The following is a 3,621-nucleotide window of genomic DNA, read 5'->3' on the forward strand; positions in this document are numbered from 1 at the left end:
CGGTCGCCTACGGCCACGCCCCGCACCACCCCACGGGCGGGAGCAGCCCCACCTGGGACCCGGTCCTGTTCGCCCTGGACCTCCTGCTGCCGGTGATCGACCTCGGCCAGGCCGGGCAGTGGCGGCTGGAGGGGGCCTGGCAGTGGTCGGCGGCCGTGATGATCCTGCTGGGCTGGATCCTGGCGACGACGGTGGCGGCGGGCGCGACCCGGCTGCTGCGGAGGGACTGAAACATGCGCGCCACAACCCCCACGGAACCCGCACTCCAGGCGGCCCCACGGCCACGGAAACCGCACGCTGTGCCCGTACCGTGGCGACTGAACGGTAACCTTTTACCGTCCCTTGACCTTGGGGCGTACAACTTTCCATGGGTTGCGCTTTACCTCTGGCGCGTCGCCGACCAGCGTTTTTCAATGGTCGGCACCATGGCTCTGCTGCCCCCGTTCATCCGCCCGGCCCGCGCGCCGAAAGCCCCGAAGGCCGCGCCGCCCCTCGCCGTCACCGGACTGCCGGCCGACGACGAGATGCTGCTCGACGTCCCCGACGACCTCCTCGGCCCCGCGCTCGTCGCGGCCGGGCGCGGCGAGCACAGACCGGCGGCCGGACTCCTCGCGCGCACCCGCGTGCGGCGCGACTGGGAGGCCCGCGACCGCTACGTCAAGCGCCTCGCGGCCTTCGCGATGGCGCGGCCCGAGTGGTTCGAGGTGTGGCGGGCGGGCGCGCCGCGCGACCCCGACGTCCTGCTGGTCGCCGCGCAGCTCGCGGTGGGCCGCGCCTGGCGCTCCCCGGCGCGCGCGGAACTGCTGCGCGAGGTGAGCCCCCTGATCACGGCGGCGGCGCAGGCCTGGGACCGCGACCCGGTGCCCTGGCGCATCGCCCTCGACCACGCGCGCGGGGCACACGCAGGGCACAAGTACTTCGGCGAGCTGTGGGAGGCGGCCGTGCGCCGCTCGCCCCACCACTTCGGGTGCCATGTGGCCGCGCTGCGCTACCTGGGCGCCTCCTGGCACGGCTCGCACCGCGAGTGCTTCGACTTCGCCGACCGCGCCGCGCAGGACGCCCCCGCCGACTCCCTCGTGCAGTCGCTGCCGGCGCTCGTCGCGTTCTCGTACCTGACGGACGGCTGCGGGCCCCTCGTGGCGCGCGAGCGGCTCGACGCGGCGGCCGACCGGGCGGTCGTCCTGTCGGCCCGGCTCGGCCCCGGCGACGCGCGCGCGGCCGAGGTCCGCAACGGCCTCGTCTACGTCCTGGACCGCCTCGGGCGGCGCGAGGACGCGCTCGTCCAGCTGCGGCTGCTGGGCCCGTACGTGACCTCGTTCCCCTGGAACCGCTTCTCCGAGGACCCCCTCGGGCTCTTCCTCTCGGCCCGCGAGGACATCCTCCACGGCCGTCAGGACCGCCCGTGGAACGGTCACGACGGACATCCGACCGGCGCGGAGCATTAGGCTTCCGCACCGTGACCACCGTCCGGCTCCCGCTCTTCCCCCTGAACTCGGTGCTGTTCCCCGGGCTCGTGCTGCCGCTGAACGTCTTCGAGGAGCGCTATCGCGCGATGATGCGCTCGCTGCTCAAGACGCCGGAGGACGAGCCGCGCCGGTTCGCCGTCGTCGCCATCCGCGACGGCCACGAGGTCGCGCCCGCGGCCCAGGGCATGCCCGACCCGACCGCGCTGCCGCAGCGCGGACCGCTCGCAGGGTTCGGCCCCGACCCCCTCAAGGCGTTCCACTCCGTGGGCTGCGTCGCCGACGCGGCGACCGTCCGGGAGCGGGGCGACGGCACGTTCGAAGTGCTGGCGACCGGTACGACCCGGGTGCGGCTGCTGTCCGTCGACGCCTCGGGGCCGTACCTCACCGCCGAGCTGGAGGAGCTGCCCGAGGAGCGCGGCGAGGAGGCGCAGGGGCTCGCGGAAGCCGTCCTGCGGGCCTTCCGCCAGTACCAGAAGCGGCTCGCCGGCGCGCGCGAGCTGTCCGTCCTCTCCGGCGACCTCCCCGACGAGCCCGGCGTCGTGTCGTACCTCGTCGCCGCGACGATGATGCTCGACACGCCGACCAAGCAACGGCTCCTCCAGGCACCGGACTTCGCGTCCCGGCTGCGGGACGAGCTGAAGCTCCTGCGCGTCGAGTCGGCGATCCTGCGCGGCCTGCCCTCCCTGCCCGCGTCCGACCTGACGCGCGGCCCGACCAGCCTGAACTGAGGACCCCGGTGGCGAAGAAGCCCAAGAAACAGGCCGGTGGGACCCCGGCGACCGTCGCGCTGACGGCGGCGGGGGTGGCGTACACGGTCCACTCCTACGACCACGACCCCGCGCACCCCTCGTACGGCGAGGAGGCCGCCGAGGCGATGGGGGTGTCGCCGGAGCGGGTGTTCAAGACGCTGGTGGCGGACGTCGACGGGGCGCTGACCGTCGCGGTGGTCCCGGTCGCCGGCACCCTCGACCTGAAGGCCCTGGCGACGGCCGTGGGCGGCAAGAAGGCGGCCATGGCCGACCCGGCCCTCGCCGAACGCACCACGGGGTACGTCCGGGGCGGCATCTCCCCCCTGGGCCAGCGCAAGCGGCTCCCGACGGTCCTCGACGCCTCGGCCGACGCCCACCCCACCATCTGCGTCTCCGCCGGCCGCCGCGGCCTGGAGGTCGAGCTGTCCCCCGGCGACCTCGCCACCCTCACGCGAGCGGTCCTGGCCCCCATCGGACGTACGTGACCTCTCGACGCGCCGCCCTCTCTCCGTTAAGCAGAGAGGGCATGTCGAAACGCACACGGAAACGGAAGTGGCGCATCAAGAAACGACGCGCGAACCACGGGAGGCGACCGGCGTAGGGCGCACGGTCCGGTGCGGGGCGGGCCGCCCGCGCCCGCACCGGGAGCGCCCGCCGCACACCCCGCCCGACGCCCCCCTACACCGGCGGCGTCAAATACGGGTGCTCGTACACTTCCGGATCCCGCGGCCCGAACAGCGCCGTCAACCCCAGATGCACCAGCAGCCCCGCGATGGACCACACCATCAGCGCCCCCTTGGCCCCCAGCTTCAGCGGCGCCGAGAACGTCACCCCCTTGCCCGCGCTCTTCGCGTGGGCGATGACGTCGGAGGTCGGCCCGAGCCAGGTGCCCAGTTTCCACGCGACGACCGAGGCCAGCACACCCCCGAGGGCGAGCCCGACGACGAGGGGGATGCCGCCCCGCCGGCGCCACAGGAAGACGCCGAGCGCGCTGAGCGCCCCGCAGGCCAGCGCGAGCAGCGTGAACGTTCCGTCGACGCCGATGGCCTGTTCGCCCTCGGAGTCCTTGAGGTAGACGACCCAGCTCCCGTCGGACTGGTCGCCCACGAGCGGCACGCGGGGCGCGAGCCACAGCCACAGCAGCCCCAGCACCACGCCGAGCACGGTCACCGCCACGGCGACCAGCGCCCCGTCCCGGAGATCACCCAGCAGTTCGGCCCGGTCCTTCACGCCCACCACCTCCCCGTACCCCTCCGGAGGCGGCGGAGGCCAGTCCCCGCGCGGGGACGGTTCGTGCGGCGGCGTAGGCGGAGTCAGCGGAGCGGTCACCCTGCCATCGTGCCAGGCCCGCCTGTGGCCCGCCCCACCGGAGGCCACCCAAGGCCTCGCACCCGTCTCTTATACAC

General features: G+C 74.3%; 4 protein-coding genes and 1 pseudogene. 4 read left to right on the top strand and 1 reads right to left on the bottom strand.

What is annotated here, in order from left to right; genetic code table 11:
• From AOK24_RS44005 to ybaK, 4 genes and pseudogenes are all read left to right on the top strand, one after another.
• Window positions 1-230 (top strand): annotated as a pseudogene (locus AOK24_RS44005) (oxidoreductase); the annotation flags it as partial.
• 183 nt (window positions 231-413) lie between these two features.
• On the top strand, window positions 414-1,445 hold the full coding sequence (locus AOK24_RS44010; RefSeq protein ID WP_055725416.1) for a hypothetical protein: 1,032 nt from the start codon (window positions 414-416) through the stop codon (window positions 1,443-1,445).
• Between the two features lie 11 nt (window positions 1,446-1,456).
• On the top strand, window positions 1,457-2,194 hold the full coding sequence (locus AOK24_RS44015) for an LON peptidase substrate-binding domain-containing protein (RefSeq protein WP_055725417.1): 738 nt from the start codon (window positions 1,457-1,459) through the stop codon (window positions 2,192-2,194).
• A gap of 8 nt (window positions 2,195-2,202) precedes the next feature.
• Window positions 2,203-2,700 carry a Cys-tRNA(Pro) deacylase gene (ybaK, locus tag AOK24_RS44020; protein WP_055725418.1) on the top strand — a complete coding sequence of 166 codons (498 nt, stop codon included), beginning with the start codon at window positions 2,203-2,205 and terminating at the stop codon, window positions 2,698-2,700.
• A gap of 193 nt (window positions 2,701-2,893) precedes the next feature.
• Here ybaK and AOK24_RS44025 read toward each other — a convergent pair whose 3' ends face one another.
• Window positions 2,894-3,544 (bottom strand): DUF2567 domain-containing protein, encoded by a 651-nt coding sequence (locus tag AOK24_RS44025; RefSeq protein ID WP_079057286.1) that lies wholly within the window; start codon window positions 3,542-3,544, stop codon window positions 2,894-2,896.
• Window positions 3,545-3,621: the final 77 nt, after the last annotated feature.

Origin of the sequence: Streptomyces niveiscabiei (genome assembly GCF_001419795.1) — a bacterium.
GTDB lineage: Bacteria > Actinomycetota > Actinomycetes > Streptomycetales > Streptomycetaceae > Streptomyces > Streptomyces niveiscabiei.

Bases quoted from the DNA above. Each gene is read 5' to 3' on its own strand.
- AOK24_RS44010 (WP_055725416.1), top strand. From the start codon at position 414: ATGGTCGGCACCATGGCTCTGCTGCCCCCGTTCATCCGCCCGGCCCGC.